At 71.3% G+C, this 18,909-nt stretch carries 16 protein-coding genes; 14 read left to right on the top strand and 2 right to left on the bottom strand.

What is annotated here, in order from left to right; genetic code table 11:
- The first annotated feature begins 12 nt into the window (after positions 1–12).
- Positions 13–1,449, top strand: coding sequence for an NAD-dependent malic enzyme (locus KV381_RS12925; protein WP_030087547.1), 1,437 nt, complete (start codon positions 13–15; stop codon positions 1,447–1,449).
- Positions 1,450–1,888: 439 nt separating this feature from the next.
- On the top strand, positions 1,889–2,170 hold the full coding sequence (locus KV381_RS12920; RefSeq protein WP_003968811.1) for an HU family DNA-binding protein: 282 nt from the start codon (positions 1,889–1,891) through the stop codon (positions 2,168–2,170).
- Between the two features lie 115 nt (positions 2,171–2,285).
- Here KV381_RS12920 and KV381_RS12915 read toward each other — a convergent pair whose 3' ends face one another.
- Complete coding sequence (locus tag KV381_RS12915; protein ID WP_218785243.1) at positions 2,286–2,741, bottom strand: DUF2000 domain-containing protein; 456 nt, start codon at positions 2,739–2,741, stop codon at positions 2,286–2,288.
- 49 nt (positions 2,742–2,790) lie between these two features.
- Here KV381_RS12915 and KV381_RS12910 point away from each other — a divergent pair, with 49 nt between their 5' ends.
- Positions 2,791–3,612 carry an AraC family transcriptional regulator gene (locus tag KV381_RS12910; protein WP_032786986.1) on the top strand — a complete coding sequence of 274 codons (822 nt, stop codon included), beginning with the start codon at positions 2,791–2,793 and terminating at the stop codon, positions 3,610–3,612.
- Positions 3,613–3,664: 52 nt separating this feature from the next.
- Here KV381_RS12910 and murA read toward each other — a convergent pair whose 3' ends face one another.
- Complete coding sequence (murA, locus tag KV381_RS12905) at positions 3,665–5,005, bottom strand: UDP-N-acetylglucosamine 1-carboxyvinyltransferase (RefSeq protein WP_006124927.1); 1,341 nt, start codon at positions 5,003–5,005, stop codon at positions 3,665–3,667.
- Positions 5,006–5,292: 287 nt separating this feature from the next.
- Here murA and KV381_RS12900 point away from each other — a divergent pair, with 287 nt between their 5' ends.
- The 11 genes from KV381_RS12900 to KV381_RS12850 all read left to right on the top strand — a co-directional run bounded on the left by KV381_RS12900 (position 5,293) and on the right by KV381_RS12850 (position 18,889).
- Complete coding sequence (locus KV381_RS12900) at positions 5,293–5,853, top strand: YqgE/AlgH family protein (RefSeq protein ID WP_030087559.1); 561 nt, start codon at positions 5,293–5,295, stop codon at positions 5,851–5,853.
- 40 nt (positions 5,854–5,893) lie between these two features.
- On the top strand, positions 5,894–6,190 hold the full coding sequence (locus KV381_RS12895) for a DUF3039 domain-containing protein (RefSeq protein WP_006124925.1): 297 nt from the start codon (positions 5,894–5,896) through the stop codon (positions 6,188–6,190).
- Between the two features lie 243 nt (positions 6,191–6,433).
- On the top strand, positions 6,434–7,738 hold the full coding sequence (locus tag KV381_RS12890; protein ID WP_098024298.1) for an extracellular solute-binding protein: 1,305 nt from the start codon (positions 6,434–6,436) through the stop codon (positions 7,736–7,738).
- A 2-nt stretch (positions 7,739–7,740) separates the two neighbouring features.
- Positions 7,741–8,727, top strand: coding sequence for a carbohydrate ABC transporter permease (locus tag KV381_RS12885; RefSeq protein ID WP_030628935.1), 987 nt, complete (start codon positions 7,741–7,743; stop codon positions 8,725–8,727).
- A complete protein-coding gene (locus KV381_RS12880) occupies positions 8,724–9,617 on the top strand; it encodes a carbohydrate ABC transporter permease (RefSeq protein ID WP_030628938.1) in 894 nt (297 codons plus the stop codon). Before KV381_RS12885 ends, KV381_RS12880 begins: the two co-directional genes overlap by 4 nt.
- A gap of 4 nt (positions 9,618–9,621) precedes the next feature.
- Positions 9,622–11,355 (top strand): beta-N-acetylhexosaminidase, encoded by a 1,734-nt coding sequence (locus tag KV381_RS12875; RefSeq protein WP_218785242.1) that lies wholly within the window; start codon positions 9,622–9,624, stop codon positions 11,353–11,355.
- Between the two features lie 351 nt (positions 11,356–11,706).
- Positions 11,707–12,603: a xanthine dehydrogenase family protein subunit M gene (locus KV381_RS12870; RefSeq protein ID WP_030087564.1), complete on the top strand. Its 897-nt coding sequence runs from the start codon at positions 11,707–11,709 to the stop codon at positions 12,601–12,603.
- Positions 12,600–14,303 (top strand): 2Fe-2S iron-sulfur cluster-binding protein, encoded by a 1,704-nt coding sequence (locus tag KV381_RS12865; protein ID WP_218785241.1) that lies wholly within the window; start codon positions 12,600–12,602, stop codon positions 14,301–14,303. The genes KV381_RS12870 and KV381_RS12865 overlap by 4 nt, the downstream gene beginning before the upstream one ends.
- A 58-nt stretch (positions 14,304–14,361) precedes the next feature.
- Positions 14,362–16,722: a xanthine dehydrogenase family protein molybdopterin-binding subunit gene (locus KV381_RS12860; protein ID WP_181008055.1), complete on the top strand. Its 2,361-nt coding sequence runs from the start codon at positions 14,362–14,364 to the stop codon at positions 16,720–16,722.
- Between the two features lie 127 nt (positions 16,723–16,849).
- The gene (locus KV381_RS12855; RefSeq protein WP_256995059.1) at positions 16,850–17,398 is read left to right on the top strand and encodes a hypothetical protein; all 549 of its coding nucleotides are present in this window, start codon (positions 16,850–16,852) and stop codon (positions 17,396–17,398) included.
- A 60-nt stretch (positions 17,399–17,458) separates the two neighbouring features.
- On the top strand, positions 17,459–18,889 hold the full coding sequence (locus tag KV381_RS12850; RefSeq protein WP_218785240.1) for a hypothetical protein: 1,431 nt from the start codon (positions 17,459–17,461) through the stop codon (positions 18,887–18,889).
- Positions 18,890–18,909 lie beyond the last annotated feature (20 nt).

Raw genomic sequence — 18,909 nt, 5'->3', positions numbered from 1 at the left:
AAGGACTCGGCCATGGCAACGGCGCCCAGCGTCTCGTACTCGATGACGGTCAGGCTGGAGGTGCCCGCGAGCGGCACCGCGGTCTCCCAGCTCACCACGGCCGTGGAGTCCTCCGGTGGCTCGGTCACCGGTCTCGACGTCACCGCTTCCGGCCACGAGAAGCTGCGGATCGACGTCACCATCGCCGCCACGTCCACCTCGCACGCGGACGAGATCGTCGAAGGTCTGCGCGGCATCGAGGGTGTCGTGCTGGGCAAGGTCTCCGACCGTACGTTCCTCATGCACCTCGGCGGCAAGATCGAGATGGCGTCCAAGCACCCCATCCGCAACCGTGACGACCTGTCGATGATCTACACCCCCGGCGTCGCCCGCGTCTGCATGGCCATCGCCGAGAACCCCGAGGACGCGCGCCGCCTCACCATCAAGCGCAACTCCGTCGCAGTTGTGACGGACGGCTCCGCGGTGCTCGGCCTCGGCAACATCGGCCCGATGGCCTCGCTGCCCGTCATGGAGGGCAAGGCGGCCCTCTTCAAGCGCTTCGCCGGCATCGACGCCTGGCCGATCTGCCTGGACACCCAGGACACCGACGCCATCGTCGAGATCGTCAAGGCCATCGCCCCCGGCTTCGCGGGCATCAACCTGGAGGACATCTCCGCGCCGCGCTGCTTCGAGATCGAGGCCCGGCTGCGCGAGGCCCTCGACATCCCGGTCTTCCACGACGACCAGCACGGCACCGCGATCGTCGTGCTGGCCGCCCTCACCAACGCGCTGCGCGTGGTGGGCAAGGGCATCGGGGACGTACGGGTCGTCATGTCCGGTGCCGGAGCGGCCGGTACGGCCATCCTGAAGCTGCTCATCGCCGCGGGCGTCAAGCACGCCGTCGTCGCCGACATCCACGGCGTGGTGCACGCCGGACGCGAGGACCTGGTCGCCGCCGACCCGGACTCGCCGCTGCGCTGGATCGCCGACAACACCAACCCCGAGGGCGTCACCGGCACCCTCAAGCAGGCCGTCGTCGGCGCCGACGTCTTCATCGGCGTCTCCGCCCCGAACGTCCTGAACGGCGACGACGTCGCCGCGATGGCCGACGGTGCGATCGTGTTCGCGCTCGCGAACCCGGACCCCGAGGTCGACCCGGCGGTCGCCCGTCAGACGGCCGCCGTCGTCGCCACCGGCCGCTCCGACTTCCCCAACCAGATCAACAACGTGCTGGTCTTCCCGGGCGTCTTCCGCGGTCTGCTGGACGCCCAGTCCCGCACCGTCAACACGGAGATGATGCTCGCCGCGGCCGGCGCGCTGGCCGACGTGGTCGCCGAGGACGAGGTCAACGCGAACTACATCATCCCCTCGGTCTTCAACGACAAGGTCGCGGGCGCGGTCGCCGGCGCCGTCCGGGCCGCCGCGAAGGCCGCCGGAGCCACCGCGACCACCCCCTCCACGACCGTCTGACCCAGGGCCTCTCGTTTGGATCATGTCGGGCTCGCGGGGTCCGACCTGATCCAAACGAAAGGCCCTGGCCGTTTCGGGGTCCTTTCGGGGGGTACGCGCGAAGTACCCCGGGCCGCACCCGCCCGTGCCGTACGGCGCGTCGCGGGTCGCGGCGCCCCAAACGCCCCTTTAGGGTGGGCGGGCAGTGGGCCCTGCGGGGCCCGGCATCCGCTGCGGACCGCTCGGCCAAGTCGACGGAGCGTCACCACGAGCCAACCGTGGCGCTTTTCATTGACCCCGAAGGGTTCCGGATTGGCTTTCCCGCCGCTGGTGGGGGCAGGATGCGTAATCGGGCGAGAGGGTCTGACATCAGACCCGGGTCCGGGGACTGTCAGAGGGCCCTGGCAGCATCGGCTTCGATCTCACGCCTCACAGGCAAGAAGAACACGGGAGTAACAACATGAACCGCAGTGAGCTGGTGGCCGCCCTGGCCGACCGCGCCGAGGTGACTCGCAAGGACGCCGACGCCGTGCTGGCCGCGCTCGCCGAGACCGTCGGTGAGATCGTCGCCAAGGGCGACGAGAAGGTCACCATCCCCGGCTTCCTGACCTTCGAGCGCACCCACCGTGCCGCTCGCACCGCTCGCAACCCGCAGACCGGCGACCCGATCAACATCCCCGCCGGCTACAGCGTGAAGGTCTCCGCGGGCTCGAAGCTCAAGGAAGCCGCCAAGGGCAAGTAACCCTCAAAGGCGCAACAGAGGGCGGCCACTCCCGACCAGGAGTGGCCGCCCTCACGCATGCCAGGGGCACATGCGCCCCGCACAGCCCCTGCGGGCGGGCCGGTGGCCCCGGACCTCACGGGTGCATGCGCGCGCCCTTGAGGACCTTGTCCACGGCGTTGCGCGGCCCGTACACCGCGAGCCCCACCAGATCGAGCGCGTCGCGCCCCACCGCCCGTACGGCCGCCCGGTTGTCCCGGTCGTTCCCCGTGCCGAACAGGTCCGAGGTGAACACGGCCACCTTCAGCGACCGGGCGAGCGCCTTCGTGTGCGCGGCGGTCAGCGTCTCCTTCGCCCCCTCGAAGACCAGCACCGGCTGCCGCAGCATCGGCAGGTACACGGTCGCGTCGGCATCCTCGTAGGGCTCGCCGACCACCTCGGGCGCGGCCGTTCCCAGGCCGCTCACCAGGAAGGCGGTCACGTTCAGCCGCTGCCAGGTCTCCAGGTCGTCGCGGAGCAGCACCGCGATCTTCGTGTCGAAGCGGACGGGCGCGACCGCGCCGCCGCCGGTGTTCTCGTGCGTGTTTCCCATGCTCCGAGACTGACCGCCGCCCCACCGGAGCGTCTTGTACGTTCTTGGCGTGACCCGCGTGAGCCGCCCGCAGGAGATCTCGGCCTGGCGACCCTCCGTCGCCGGTGTCGTGGAGGTCTTCCACGCCCGCTTCACCGAGCACGCCTACCCCATGCACGTCCACGAGGCCTGGACGCTCCTGATCGTCGACGACGGGGCCGTCCGCTACGACCTGGACCGTCACCGGCACGGCACCCCGGACGGCACGGTCAGCCTGCTGCCGCCGCACGTTCCGCACAACGGTTCGCCCGCCACCCCGGACGGCTTCCGCAAACGGGTGCTCTATCTGGACCTGAGCCGGCTCGACGCGAGCCTCATCGGCCCCGCCGTCGACACCCCCGACCTGGCCGACCCGCTGCTGCGCGCCCGCGTCGCCCGGCTGCACACCGCCCTCGCCGACCCGGGCGACGCGCTGGAGGCGGAGAGCCGCCTGGCGTTCGTCGAGGAGCGGCTGCGCGGCCATCTGCGGCCCGCCGGGGCCCCGGAGCACCCCCGGCCGGGCCCGGGCGTCGCCCGGGACCTGCGCGAGCTGCTGGACGAGCGGCTGCGGGAGGGCATCACGCTCGCCGAGGCCGCCCGGCTGGTCCACGCGCACCCGACCCACCTCGTACGGGCCTTCAGCGCGGCCTACGCCATCGCGCCGCACCAGTACGTGACGGCCCGCCGGGTCGACCTCGCCCGCCGCCTGCTGCTGGAGGGCGTACCGCCGGGGGAGGCGGCCACCGAGGTCGGCTTCCACGACCAGTCCCACCTCACCCGGCACTTCAAGCGGATCGCCGGCACCACCCCGGGCCGCTTCGCCGGAACAGCACGGCGCCCCGGCCCTCCGTGAGAGGACCGGGGCGCCGGGTGCGCAGCGCTGTGTGCGGCAGCACTGTGCGGGGTCAGACGAGCGAACCGCCCGGCAGCTCCACCTTCGCGCCGAGTTTCTCCAGCTTCTCCATGAAGTTCTCGTAACCGCGGTTGATCAGGTCGATGCCGTGCACCCGGGAGGTGCCCTGCGCCGCCAGCGCCGCGATCAGGTACGAGAAGCCGCCCCGGAGGTCCGGGATGACCAGGTCCGCGCCCTGCAGCTTGGTCGGTCCGGAGACGACCGCCGAGTGCAGGAAGTTGCGCTGGCCGAAGCGGCAGTCGGAGCCGCCCAGGCACTCGCGGTACAGCTGGATGTGCGCACCCATCTGGTTGAGCGCCGAGGTGAAGCCGAGCCGCGACTCGTACACCGTCTCGTGGACGATCGACAGGCCGGCGGCCTGCGTCAGCGCCACCACCAGCGGCTGCTGCCAGTCGGTCTGGAAGCCGGGGTGCACGTCCGTCTCCAGCGCGATGGCGTTGAGCGCGCCGCCCGGGTGCCAGAAGCGGATGCCCTCGTCGTCGATCTCGAAGGCGCCGCCGACCTTGCGGTAGGTGTTCAGGAAGGTCATCATCGAGCGCTGCTGGGCGCCGCGCACATAGATGTTGCCCTCGGTCGCCAGCGCCGCAGACGCCCAGGAGGCCGCCTCCAGACGGTCCGGGATCGCCCGGTGGGTGTAACCGTCGAGCTTGTCGACACCGGTGATCCGGATGGTCCGGTCGGTGTCCATGGAGATGATCGCGCCCATCTTCTGCAGTACGCAGATGAGGTCCTCGATCTCCGGCTCGACGGCCGCGTTGGACAGCTCGGTGACGCCCTCGGCGAGCACCGCGGTGAGCAGCACCTGCTCGGTGGAGCCCACCGAGGGGTACGGCAGCCGGATCTTGGTGCCGCGCAGCCGCTGCGGGGCCTCCAGGTACTGGCCGTCGGCCCGCTTCTCGATGGTCGCGCCGAACTGGCGCAGCACCTCGAAGTGGAAGTCGATCGGCCGGCCGCCGATGTCGCAGCCGCCCAGGCCCGGGATGAAGGCGTGGCCGAGGCGGTGCAGCAGCGGGCCGCAGAAGAGGATCGGGATGCGTGACGAACCCGCGTGGGCATCGATGTCGGCGACGTTGGCCGACTCGACGTGCGAGGGGTCGAGGATCAGTTCGCCCGGCTCGTCGCCGGGGCGGACGGTGACGCCGTGCAGCTGCAGCAGTCCCCGGACGACCCGTACGTCACGGATGTCGGGAACGTTGCGGAGACGGCTGGGCCCGCTGCCGAGCAGCGCGGCGACCATTGCCTTCGGCACCAGGTTCTTGGCGCCTCGGACGCGGATCTCGCCCTCCAGCGGGGTGCCGCCGTGGACAAGCAGGACATCGTCTGTGCCGGTCATGTATCTCGCGTTCCGGAGTGGTCGGGCAGGGGGCCAACGAAAAGGGTAATGGCCTCCTACCCCCCTTCCGTAAGGCGAAGGGGGGTGTACGAACGTCATGAATCCGCCACAACACCCTCCGCGCATCCGATCTTGCGGAGGGTTACCGTCCGGATGGCCCACCGCACCCCCGCCGGACCGTGCGCTCCCCGTGCCTCCGTGCGCCCTGAGCTGCGCTCGGTCTGCTGAGGGCGGCATCACGGTCACTCGGCCCCCGCGGAGGGCGAAGATGCGGGATCATTCCTGCCATGACCGAGGTGTCCTCGCTCACAGGGCGACTGCTCGTGGCCGCACCCGCCCTCACGGACCCGAATTTCGACCGCGCGGTGGTGCTGCTCCTCGACCACGACGAGGAGGGCTCCCTCGGCGTGGTCCTCAACCGCCCGACCCCGGTCGGCGTCGGTGACATCCTCGCGTCCTGGGCCGGCCTCACCGGCGAGCCGGACGTCGTCTTCCAGGGCGGCCCGGTCTCGCTCGACTCCGCGCTCGGCGTGGCGGTGATCCCCGGCGACGAGGGTCCGCTCGGCTGGCGCCGGGTGCACGGGGCGATCGGCCTGGTCGATCTGGAGACCCCGCCGGAGCTGCTCGGCCCCGCCCTCGGCTCGCTGCGGATCTTCGCCGGATACGCGGGCTGGGGCCCCGGTCAACTGGAGGGCGAGCTGAACGAGGGCGCGTGGTACGTGGTCGAGTCGGAGCCCGGCGACGTCTCGTCGCCGCGCCCGGAGCGGCTCTGGCGTGCGGTGCTCCGCCGTCAGCGCAGCGAGCTCGCGATGATCGCCACGTATCCGGACGACCCTTCGCTCAACTGAGGGCCGCTGAAGGCCGCGGCTTTCAGTACCCTTGGCGGTTATGAGCACTCTTGAGCCCGATCGCGGGGCAGGTACGGGGACCCTCGTCGAACCGACGCCGCAGGTGTCGAGGGGCGACGGCGACCACGAGCGCTACGCCCATTACGTCCAGAAGGACAAGATCATGGCGAGCGCCCTGGAGGGCACTCCCGTGGTCGCGCTGTGCGGCAAGGTCTGGGTGCCGGGGCGCGACCCCAAGAAGTATCCGGTCTGTCCCATGTGCAAGGAGATCTACGAGTCCATGGGCGCCGGCGGCGACAAGGACAAGGGCAAGGGCGGCGGCAAGGACAAGAAGTAGGTCCGGCTCCCACCGCTTCGCCGACAGGCCCCCGGGGCGCGCGTCACCGCGCGCCCCGGGGGCCTTCTCCATGCCTGCTCACGGAAGGTGACCGGACCGTCGCGTTGCACGGGCTGCATTCGCTGGTCACAGAGTGGTCGAGACCACTTGTCGTCTCCGGGGCGCGGATCTACTCTCCTGCCAGTTGTGCAGAACGAAACGCACGTTGCACATGGTGCAACGCATGACCGGTAGGGGTTCCGGATGAAGCTTTCTGCCCGAATTGCCGCCCCGGCTGCGGCGCTTGTGCTGGCCGGCCTCACCGCCACCGCCTGCGCGCCGCAGACCTCCGACACCAGTGCGAAGGGTGACGAGAAGAGCGGCACGCTCCGTGTCTGGCTCTTCCAGGAGGTCGGCAACAAGCCCAAGGAGAAGGTCGTCGACGCGGCCGTCGCCGACTTCGAGAAGGCCCACAAGGGCGCGAAGGTCGAGGTCGAGTACATACCCGTCGACACCCGCGCGCAGCGCATCAAGGCCGCTTTCAACGACCCCAAGAGCGCCCCGGACCTCATCGAGTACGGCAACAGCGACACCGCCGGATACGTCAAGGACGGCGGACTCGCCGACGTCACCGAGGAGTTCGGCGCCTGGGACGAGGCCAAGGACACCGACCCGATCGCCAAGCAGTCCGTCACCGTCGGCGACAAGGTCTACGGCGCGCCCTTCTTCGTCGGCGTCCGGGCCCTCTACTACCGCACCGACGTCTTCAAGGACCTCGGCATCGAACCCCCCAAGTCCCAGGCCGAGCTGATCTCCACCGCCAAGAAGATCCACAAGGCGAAGCCCGACCTCTACGGCCTCGCGGTCGGCGGCGCGTACACCTACGGCGCGATGCCCTTCATCTGGGCCAACGGCGGCGAACTCGCGGGCGAGAGCGGCGGCGCCTACAAGTCCGGCATCAACAGCGAGAAGGCCCGCAAGGGCATCGAGGCCTACACCTCGCTCTTCGGCGACGACAACTGCCCGGCCGCCAAGTGCGCCTCCATGGGCGGCAACGCCACCGTGACCGCCTTCGCCTCCGGCAAGGCCGCCATGGCCATCGGCGGCGACTTCAGCCACGCCGCCGTCGAGGCGGGCGCGGTCAAGGGCAAGTACGCCGTCGTCCCGCTGCCCGGCGTCGCCCCGAACTCCATCGCCCCCGCCTTCGCCGGCGGCAACAACCTCGGCGTCCTCAAGAGCAGTTCGCACCGCACCCTCGCCGTCGACCTGATGAAGTCGCTCTCCGGCAAGAAGACCCAGGCCGAGATGTTCGACGCGATGGGCTTCCTGCCCACCTACACCGACGTCCTGGACAACGCCGCGAAGAAGGAGCCCTTCGTCGCCCCGTTCGTCCAGACTCTCGGTGCGGGCGCCAAGTTCGTCCCCGCCTCGCCCGCCTGGGGCCAGATCGACGCCTCGCTGATCCTGCCGACGATGTTCCAGGAGATCGTCTCCGGCCGTAAGGACGTGGCGAAGGCCTCGGACGACGCGGCGAAGAAGATGGACGCGGCCTTCACCGAAGCCGGCTGACGATGACCACGCACACCTCCGCGCTCAAGGCGCCGCCCGCGGGCGCCGCCGGGGCGGGCGACGGCTCCCGGGCCGCCCGCCCGCCCCGGCGCGGCCGGTCCGTGTCCCCCAGGGGGCACTCCGGCTGGACCCCCTGGCTCTACCTCCTGCCGGCCCTCGTCCTGCTCGCCGGACTGCTGGTCTACCCGATCTACCAGCTCGGCCTGATCTCGTTCCTGGAGTACACCCAGGCCCAGGTCAGCGGCGGCGAACCCACCACCTTCCAGGGGTTCGGCAACTACGCCACGCTCTTCAACGACAGCCAGTTCTGGCAGGTCCTCCTCGCCACCGTGCTGTTCGCCGCGGCCTGTGTGGTCTCCACCCTGGCCGTCGGCTGCGCGCTCGCCGTCCTGCTCACCCGCATCCGCGCCCTGCCCCGGCTCGCCCTGATGATGGCCGCGCTCGGCGCCTGGGCCACCCCCGCGATCACCGGCTCCACCGTCTGGGTCTTCCTCTTCGACCCCGACTTCGGACCGGTCAACAAGGTGCTCGGACTGGGCGACTTCTCCTGGACGTACGGCCGCTACAGCGCCTTCGCGCTCGTGCTCCTCGAAGTCCTGTGGTGCTCGTTCCCGTTCGTGATGGTCACCGTGTACGCGGGCATCCGCGCCATCCCCACCGAAGTCCTGGAGGCCGCCTCGCTGGACGGCGCGTCCCAGTGGCGGATCTGGCGCACCATCATGGCGCCGATGCTCAAGCCCATCCTGATCGTCGTCACCATCCAGTCGATCATCTGGGACTTCAAGGTCTTCACCCAGATCTACGTCATGACCAACGGCGGCGGCATCGCCGGCCAGAACCTGGTGCTCAACGTGTACGCCTACCAGAAGGCGTTCGCGTCCTCGCAGTACAGCCTCGGATCGGCGATCGGCGTCGTGATGCTGGTGATCCTGCTCGCCGTCACGCTCGTCTATCTGCGTCTCGTACGCCGCCAGGGGGAGGAACTGTGAGCGCGACGACCGACCGCTCCGCACGCGGCGGCACACGCGGCGGAGGTATTGCGGGGCTCCTGCGCGTCAAGCGGCCCGGCAGGCTGATGGCCGAGGCCGCCGCCCTGCTCATCGCCGTCGCGGTCGCCTTCCCGCTGTACTGGATGGTGCTCTCCGCCTTCAAGCCGGCCGGGGAGATCCAGTCCACCGACGCCCGCCCCTGGACGCTGGCCCCCTCGCTCGACTCGTTCCGCCGGGTCTTCGAACAGCAGGACTTCGGCCGCTACTTCCTCAACAGCCTGCTGGTGGCGGGCACGGTCGTCATCCTCTCCGCGCTGGTCGCCTTCCTGGCCGCCACCGCCGTGACCCGCTTCCGCTTCAAGTTCCGCACCACGCTGCTGATCATGTTCCTGGTGGCGCAGATGGTGCCGGTGGAGGCGCTGACCATCCCGCTGTTCTTCCTGATGCGCGACTTCGGCCAGCTGAACACCCTCGGCTCGCTGATCCTGCCGCACCTCGCCTTCTCGCTGCCGTTCGCCATCTGGATGCTGCGCGGCTTCGTCAAGGCCGTCCCCGAGGCCCTGGAGGAGGCCGCCTACATCGACGGGGCCAGCCGCACCCGCTTCCTGTGGCAGATCCTCTTCCCCCTGGTCTTCCCGGGCCTGGTCGCGACGAGCGTCTTCTCCTTCATCACCACCTGGAACGACTTCCTGTTCGCGAAGTCGTTCATCATCAGCGACACCTCCCAGTCGACGCTGCCGATGGCGCTGCTGGTCTTCTTCAAACCGGACGAGAACGACTGGGGAGGGATCATGGCAGCCTCGACGGTGATGACCATCCCCGTACTGGTCTTCTTCGTACTCGTACAGCGACGCCTCGTCTCCGGACTGGGCGGAGCGGTTAAGGACTGATGTCATGACACCCGAGGACAGGACGGCGACGGACACCGCGGACCCCGCGGCACTCGGTCTGATCCCGGCCCCGCGCACCCTGACCGCTGCTCCCTGCGGACCGTACGCACTGGACCGCGGGACCCCGTTGAGCGCCGCACCGGGCACGGAGGGCGTCGCCCACTGGCTGCGCACCACGCTCGGCGCGGCCACCGGACTGCCCCTGCCGGAGGCCGGCGGCACGGGCGCCGCTACGGACACGGGTGCTGCTGCCGACACGGGCGCGGGCGACGGCTCCGGCTCGGCCGGGCAGGGCATCGTGCTGGCCCTCGACGCCGCGCTCGCCCCCGAGGCCTACCGCCTGGCCGTCGAGACGGACGCCGTACGCCTCACGGGCGGCAGCGCGGCGGGCGTCTTCCGGGGCGCGCAGACCCTCCGTCAGCTCCTCGGCCCGGACGCCTTCCGCCGCGCACCGCTCGCCCCGGGACGCTCCTGGCAGGTCCCGCCGGTCCGCATCGAGGACGAACCCCGCTTCGGCTGGCGCGGTCTGATGCTCGACGTCTCCCGGCACTTCCTGCCCAAGGACGACATCCTGCGCTACCTGGACCTGCTCGCCGCCCACAAGCTGAACGTCTTCCACTTCCACCTCACCGACGACCAGGGCTGGCGCATCGAGATCAAGCGCCACCCGCGCCTGACCGAGGTCGGCTCCTGGCGTGCGCGCACCAAATACGGCCACCGCGCCTCCGAACTCTGGGACGAGACCCCTCACGGCGGCTTCTACACCCAGGACGACATCCGTGAGATCGTCGCCTATGCCGCCGAGCGGCATATCCGGGTCGTCCCCGAGATCGACATCCCGGGCCACTCGCAGGCCGCGATCAGCGCGTACCCCGAACTGGGCAACACCGACGTCATCGACACCACCACCCTCTCCGTCTGGGACACCTGGGGCGTCAATCCGAACGTACTCGCCCCCACTGACACCACCCTGCGCTTCTTCGAGGGCGTCCTGGAGGAAGTGCTCGAACTCTTCCCCGCCGAGACCTCGCCCTTCGTCCACATGGGCGGCGACGAGTGCCCCAAGGACCAGTGGAAGGAGTCCCCGCTCGCCCAGGCCCGGATCGCCGAACTCGGCGTGAAGGACGAGGACGGGCTCCAGTCCTGGTTCATCCGGCACTTCGACGCCTGGCTCACCGCGCGCGGCCGCCGCCTCATCGGCTGGGACGAGATCCTCGAAGGCGGCCTCGCCGAGGGGGCCGCGGTCTCCTCCTGGCGCGGTTACGCCGGAGGCATCGCGGCCGCCGAGGCCGGGCACGACGTGGTCATGTGCCCGGAGCAGCAGGTGTATCTGGACCACCGTCAGGACGGCGGCCCCGACGAGCCGATGCCCATCGGGTACGTCAGGACCCTGGAGAACGTCTACCGCTTCGAGCCCGTACCGCCGGGCCTGAGCGAGGAGGCGGCCCGTCACATCCTGGGCACTCAGGCCAACGTGTGGACCGAGGTCATGCAGAACCGGGCCCGCGTCGATTACCAGGTCTTCCCGCGCCTCGCCGCCTTCGCCGAGGTCGCCTGGTCCGCCCTGCCCGCCCCGGCCGACCGGGACTTCGCCGCCTTCGACGCCCGGATGACCGCCCACTACGCCCGGCTCGACGCCCTCGGCGTCGACTACCGCCCGCCGGCCGGCCCGTACCCCCGCCAGCAGCGCCCCGGCATCCTCGGCCGCCCGCTGGAGGGAGAGCCTCCGGTGGTCTGACCCGCGCACCGGCCCGTCGGCCGCGGCCGTCCTCCGGGAGCCCTTCGGGGCGCCCTCCGGGACCGCCGCGGCCGACGCGCGTCCGGGCCCGGCCGCCTGCCGACGTACCCCCCACGCGAGAGCGCGAACGGAATAAGTCGTACAAGCCTCGCTGAAGAGTGGCAATTCACCCTCTGCGCCGAAGACATGCGAAACCGGAACATCCCGCAGGTCAGGGACGGATCCACCCTTCGCGGACCCTCGCGCCGGTCCGATCGGAAGATGTGCCAGAGTTGCCACGTCCGGGCTGTGAACACGTACCGTACGGCGGAACAGGCGGGACAGCCGGGAGACCGGGAAGGGGCAGCTGGGTTGACCACGCACGCACCGCAGGCGACGCAGTCGGTGACACTGCCGGCCTCGTTGGACGAGGCCGTGGCGGCACTCGGCGCCATGCCCGCAGCCGTACCGGTTGCCGGGGGCACGGACCTGATGGCAGCCGTCAACAAGGGGCTCCTGCGCCCCTCGGGGCTGGTCGGCCTGGGCCGGATCAGCGAGCTGCGCGGCTGGCACTACCAGGACGGCCACGCGCTGCTCGGCGCCGGACTCACCCACGCCCGCATGGGCCGCCCCGACTTCGCCGCCCTCATCCCCGCCCTCGCCGCCTCCGCCCGCGCCGCCGGCCCGCCCCAGATCCGTAACGCCGGAACGCTCGGCGGCAACATCGTCACCTCCGCGCCCACCGGCGACGCCCTGCCGGTGCTGGCCGCGCTGGAGGCCGAACTCGTCATCGCCGGCCCCGGCGGCGCCCGCCGCGAGATCCCCGTCTCCCACCTGCTGGCCGGCCGCGAACTGCTGGAGCCCGCGGAGCTGATCGGCTTCGTCCGCGTACCGCTGCTGCACGCCCCGCAGGTGTTCCTGAAGGCCACCGGCCGCACCGGACCCGGCCGCGCCACCGCCTCGGTCGCCATCGTCCTGGACCCGGCCCGGCGCGGCGTGCGCTGCGCGGTCGGCGCCATCGCCCCGATGCCGCTGCGCCCGCTGGAGGCGGAGCGCTGGATCGCCTCGCTGATCGACTGGGACGGCGAGCGGGGCCTGGCCCCCGACGCGCTGGCGGCCTTCGGCGAGTACGTCGCCGCGGCCTGCATCCCGGACCACGCACCACCGGCCGACGGCACAGAGGCCCCGCCGCTGTCCCCGGCCGTCCTGCACCTGCGGCGCACCGTCGCCGCGCTCGCCCGACGCGCGCTGGGGAGGGCACTGTCGTGAGCAATGAGGAAAACCCCCACCAGCAGCAGGGGCAGGGGCACTCCGAGGGCCCGGACCCGCGCTACGGCGGCTGGGAGCCGACCCCGCAGGGCGACGGCTTCGACGCCGACGCCACCGCGTTCGTCCACCTGCCGCCGGAGGACCTGGCGAACATCCCGCTGGCCGCGCCCGGCCACGGGTACGTCCCGCCGATGATCGTTCCGTTGACCCCGGCCGCCGGTCTGGACCCGGCGGCGACGGGCAGCTGGGTGATCCAGACGCAGACCCAGCAGGCACAGGCCGAGCAGCGCGCCCAGGAGGCCGCCGCCGCGCACGAGGCCGCCGCCCGGGAGACCGGCGCGGTCCACTGGCCGGATCCGAACCAGCAGGGCGGCGTGCCCGGCGGCTACCAGGGCCCGTACCAGGACACCTCGCACGCCACGGCCCAGTGGAACTTCACCGAGGCCCTCGGCGAGACACCGGCAGCCCCGCAGCAGGGCGTCCCGGAAGCACCCGGTGCCTCCGGGGGCACCGGCGTCTCCGACCACACGGACCACACCGACCACACCGACCGGACGAGCCACACCGGCCAGGCGAGCCACACCAGCCACACGGGCCAGGCGAGCCACACCGGACACACCGGCCAGTGGACGATCCCGGTCGCGGACGGGGATCTCCCGGACGAATCGGGCGAGTTCCTGGCCTCGGCGCACACCCCGCAGTGGTACGCGGACAGCGCCCGCCCCGCCACGCTGCCCGGCGGCGCCCCCGCCCCCTGGGCCACGCCGGAACCGGAGGCCGCCCCCGTACCCATGACGGAGGAAGCCCCGGAACCGGCGACGGAGGAACCGGCAGCGGTGCAGGAAGCCGCGGACACCCTGCCCGGCACGGAGGAACCCGACCCGGCGGCGGGCACGGAGCCCGAGCTCGCCACCGGGCCCGGTGCGGAAGCAACTCCGGAAACGGAATCGGAAACGGCACCGGAAGCGGACCCGGAAACGGAGCCGCTCCCCGGCCCGGAAGCGGAACCGGACCGGACGGCACCCCCGACCCAGGACACCGACCTCACCGCCGCCTCGGATCCGGCCCCCGACCCTGCCCCCGCCCCCGCCCTGCTCGACGCCCCGAGCGAGCACCCCTCCGCGTCCTACCTGCTCCATGTGAACGGCGTGGACCGCCCGGTCAGCGACGCCTGGATCGGCGAGTCCCTGCTCTACGTGCTCCGCGAGCGCCTCGGCCTGGCCGGAGCCAAGGACGGCTGCTCGCAGGGCGAGTGCGGCGCCTGCAACGTCCAGGTCGACGGCCGGCTGGTCGCCTCCTGCCTGGTCCCCGCGGCCACGGCGGCGGGCAGCGAGGTGCGTACGGTCGAGGGCCTCGCCGTCGACGGCGAACCGTCCGACGTCCAGCGCGCCCTGTCGGCCTGCGGAGCCGTCCAGTGCGGCTTCTGCATCCCCGGCATGGCGATGACCGTCCACGACCTGCTGGAGGGCAACCACGCCCCCAGCGAGCTGGAGACCCGCCAGGCCCTCTGCGGCAACCTCTGCCGCTGTTCCGGCTACCGGGGCGTGCTCGACGCGGTCGCGGACGTCGTCGCGGCCCGCGAGGCGAACGCCGAGGCGGCCACGGCGGTCCAGGACGAGGCGCGCATCCCGCACCAGGCCGAGCCGGGCGCCGGCGGCGTGCAGCAGGTGCCCCACCCGCACGAGGGAGAGGCGCTGTGAGGCACGCCCGCGGCCCCGCCGTACAACAGCAGCACCAGGCGAACGACAAGGAGGCGGCGTGAGCGGCGACGCGGCCACCGCGGCCAACGCGACCAGCACCGGCCTGCCCAGGATCGACGCGCTGAGCGGCGGATCCGGCGGCGGCCCGGACCAGGGCCAGGAGCAGCCCCGGATGGGCCTCGGGGCGTCGCTCCCCGCCGCCGACGCCCGCGCGAAGACCGAGGGCACCTTCCCGTACGCCGCCGACCTCTGGGCCGAGGGCCTGCTGTGGGCGGCCGTGCTGCGCTCCCCGCACCCGCACGCGCGGATCGTGTCCATCGACACCTCGGCGGCCGAGGAGATGCCCGGGGTGCGGGCGGTCGTCACGCACGAGGACGTGCCGGGGGACAGCAACTACGGCCGCCATGTGGTGGACCGCCCGGTGTTCGCCTCCGACCTGGTCCGCCACCACGGCGAGCCGATCGCCGCGGTCGCCGCCGACCACCCGGACACCGCACGGCTGGCCGCCGCCGCCATCGCCGTACGGTACGAGGTGCTGGAGCCGGTCACGGACCCGGAGAAGGCGTTCGCGGCCGAGCCCCTGCACCCCGACGGCAACCTGATCCGCCACATCCCGCTGCGCTACGGCGACGCGGAGGCGACGGGCGAGGTCGTCGTCGAGGGCCTCTACCGCATCGGCCGCCAGGACCCGGCCCCGATCGGCGCGGAGGCCGGCCTCGCCGTGCCGAGGCCCGACGGCGGCGTCGAGATCTACACCGCCTCCACCGACCCGCACACCGACCGCGACCTCATCGCCGCCTGCTTCGGCCTGGAGCCGGACCGGGTCAAGGTCGTCGTGACCGGGGTGCCGGGCGCGACCGGCGACCGAGAGGACCCGGGATTCCAGATCCCGCTGGGCCTGCTGGCGCTGCGCACCGGCTGCCCGGTGAAGCTGGCCGCGAGCCGCGAGGAGTCCTTCCTCGGCCACACCCACCGCCACCCCACCCTCCTGCGCTACCGCCACCACGCGGACACGGAGGGCCGGCTGGTCAAGGTGGAGGCCCAGATCCTGCTGGACGCGGGCGCGTACGCCGACGCCTCGTCGGAGTCCCTGGCGGCGGCCGTGGCCTTCGCCTGCGGCCCGTACGTCGTCCCGCACGCCTTCATCGAGGGCTGGGCGGTCCGGACGAACAACCCGCCGTCGGGCCATGTGCGCGGCGAGGGCGCGATGCAGGTCTGCGCGGCGTACGAGGGCCAGATGGACAAGCTGGCCGCCAAGCTGGGCATCGACCCGGCCGAACTGCGCCTGCGCAACACGCTCTCCACGGGCGACATCCTCCCCACGGGCCAGACGGTGACCTGCCCGGCCCCGGTGGCCGAACTGCTCCAGGCGGTCCGCGACTACCCCCTCCCCGCCCTCCCGAAGGACGCCCCCGAGGACGACTGGCTGCTGCCGGGCGGGCCCGAGGGCGCGGGGGAGCCGGGGGCGGTGCGCCGGGGCGTGGGCTACGGCCTCGGCATGGTCCACATGCTCGGCGCCGAGGGCACGGACGAGGTCTCCACGGCCACGGTCCGGGTCCACGACGGTGTGGCCACCGTCATCTGCGCGGCGGTCGAAACAGGCCAGGGCTTCACGACCCTCGCCCGCCAGATCGTCCAGGAGACCCTGGGCGTCGAGGAGGTCCACGTAGCGGCGGTGGACACCGACCAGCCCCCGGCGGGCCCGGCGACGCACGGCCGCCACACCTGGGTGTCGGGCGGGGCGGTGGAACGGGCGGCGAAGATGGTCCGCACCCAGCTCCTCCAGCCGCTGGCGCACAAGTTCGGCATGTCCACGGAGCTGCTCCAGATCGCCGACGGCAAGATCACCTCGTACGACGGCGTGCTCTCCACCACCGTCACGGAAGCACTGGACGGCAAGGAACTCTGGGCCACCGCCCAGTGCCGCCCGCACCCCACGGAACCACTGGACGAGTCGGGCCAGGGCGACGCGTTCGTCGGCCTCGCGTTCTGCGCGGTACGGGCGGTGGTGGACGTCGACATCGAGCTCGGCTCGGTCCGCGTGGTCGAAATGGCGGTGGCCCAGGACGTGGGCCGTGTCCTCAACCCCGCCCAGCTGGCGATCCGCATCGAGGCGGGCATCACCCAGGGCATCGGCGCGGCCCTCACGGAGAACCTGCGCACCGCGAGAGGCCTGATCCGCCACCCCGACCTGACCGGCTACGCACTCCCGACCTCGCTGGACGCCCCCGACATCCGCATCGTGAAACTGGTCGAGGAACGCGACGTGGTGGCCCCGTTCGGCGCGAAACCGGCCTCGGCGGTCCCGGTCGTCACGGCCCCCGCGGCGGTCGCCTCGGCGGTCCGCTCCGCAACGGGCCGCCCGGTGAACCGACTCCCCATCAGGCCCCAGGCGGCGGTGGCAACACCCAAGCCCTGACTGGCTCGTTACAGCCGTCGGACCGGTGTGACGCGCATTGCACGTGCAATCAAAGGGTGCGAGCTGTCACCGATGCTGGCTACAGTGATCCTCGAAGCTGTACCAGCAGGACAACGGGGAGGGTGTTGTGGCGACGGGAGAGGGCTCCGAAGGGGCCGGCTCCTCCGGGGGGCTCTTCGGGGGATTCATTGGGGGCGCCGTCGCTGCGGCGCAAAGTGCGGTCGCAGAGCTTTACACCGAGCTGGAGTCCTTCACCAAGTTCCGGGACCGCATCGACGAGATCCTCGTCGACCTGAAGGCATCACCGGCGGACGCCAAGAAGCTGGGCGAGATCTCCATCAAGGACAGCCAGTTCGGCGACGTGTCCTGGCCGGAGGCGAAGGGCATGTTCGCCTCGTACGAGAAGGTCGTCGGCGAGCTGGAGACCCTGTCGAAGCTCCTCTCGGACTCCATCGAGGGCATGAGCATCGCGGTCCTGGCCTCGCACAAGGGCTACGACAACATGGACCAGGACATCCGCGAACGCATGCTCGCCATCAAGTCTGGTGTGGAGGAGCACTATCCGAAGCCGGACAAGGCGGAAGCGCCTGTGACCAAGCAGAGCGGTGACCGGCCGGCGGAGGTTCCGTCGTCCAGCGGTGACACCTCGGGCACAGACGGTCTTTCATGGGAATAGTGATCACGGGTACGGCACCGGACCGGATGGGGGAGCGGGATGGCTAGCAAGTTCGAAGGCATGACCCACGAAGAAATGCTGAAGTGGCTGGACCAGGCCAACAGCGGTGCGGTGCGTGGGGCCGCGGATCGGCTGAAGTCTGCGGCCGAGGAGATCCACAAGATCGCCGAGGAGCTGAAGGTCCGTCCTCAGATCGTGCAGTGGAAGGGCGACGGCAGCGACGCGTTCCGCACCTGGACGGCGAACCTGGCAAACGAGACTCTGCGCCTCGGCGAATACAGCGCGGGCGCGGCCAAGTGGCTCACACAGGCGTCCCACGCGATCACCCATGCCAAGACCACCATCCCCCGCACCATCCACAAGGGCGCCGAGGCGAACCTCGAAGCGGCGCTGGAGGCTAGGAACGACCCGGACGCCGCAGCCATCGCGAAGAAGGCGGAGGCCCAGATCGCGGCCAACGACTCCGCCCGCCACGAGGCTGCGCAGCGCATGAAGGCTCTGTCGGAGGCGTACAACCAGTCCACGATGGAGATGGACCGGTTGGAAAAGCCCACGTTCCCGCCTCCGCCGATGGCGATCGTGCCGAGGGACGAGACCAACTTCGGCGGTACGAAAGGCATCGGTCCAGTCACATCGGGCGGTAGCAGCTCCTCATCAAGTGGCGAGACACCGAGCCCAGTATCTGGTGTTGACGGGAGTGTGTCCCGTGGCGGTCCAGACGTAGGTGCGATCAGGTCCCCAGTGCCGACGTCGCCGGCGGTTCCGCCGGTCGAAATGGGTATCGACAGCGTCGCGACACTTCCCGACGCGCCTGCACTGCCGTCAGTGACTCCGGTTCAAGGACAGCCTGGTGGGGGAAGGCCCGACGTCGGTCTTCCGCCTGTTGTGGGTGGAGTTCCGCCCGTTCTGAACAAGGGTGTTGTTCCGCTGCCGTCGACGAACGGCTCAGGCCGGCCGGTAAGTGCCGTGCGGCCTTCTCTGGCCATGCCAGGTCCCAACGGTCCTGGTAGTGGACAAGTCGGACGCCCCTCTCCGGCCAACGGTATCGTCGGCGGCAGGCCTGCTCCGCAGACCACGGGGCGGCCGGTGGGCGGCCTGCCGCGCGGACTGGTGGTCGGCGGCGAAGGCGCTCACGGGGGTCGTGCACCGATGATGCACGCGCCGGGCGGTGCCGTTGGAAGCGGGCAGAGCGGCATCGTCGGCGGGCGTCGACTCGCTGGCGAAGCAGGCGGAATGGTAGGCGGCCGCCCACCGCAGCCCGGCCAAACCGGCGCACGGCCATTCACGCCTGGAGGCACGGGACTTGTGCGAGGAGCGTCGTCAGGCGAAGGCGCACGCGGCACGGGTGCGATGGGGCGAGGTGCCGCAGGCTCGCAACGCGCTGGTGGCCCACGTCGGGATGAGGGCAGCGAGAGGCCTGACTATCTGACGGAGGACGAAGAGACGTGGCAGCAGGGATCCCGCCGCGTAGTGCCACCAGTTATCGACTGACCAACTTCTGGCAAGGGAAA

The organism is Streptomyces sp. WY228, assembly GCF_019287315.1.
GTDB lineage: Bacteria > Actinomycetota > Actinomycetes > Streptomycetales > Streptomycetaceae > Streptomyces > Streptomyces caviscabies.
The sequence above is the reverse complement of the archived record's forward strand: the minus strand, read 5'-3'. Positions and strand labels throughout refer to the sequence as shown.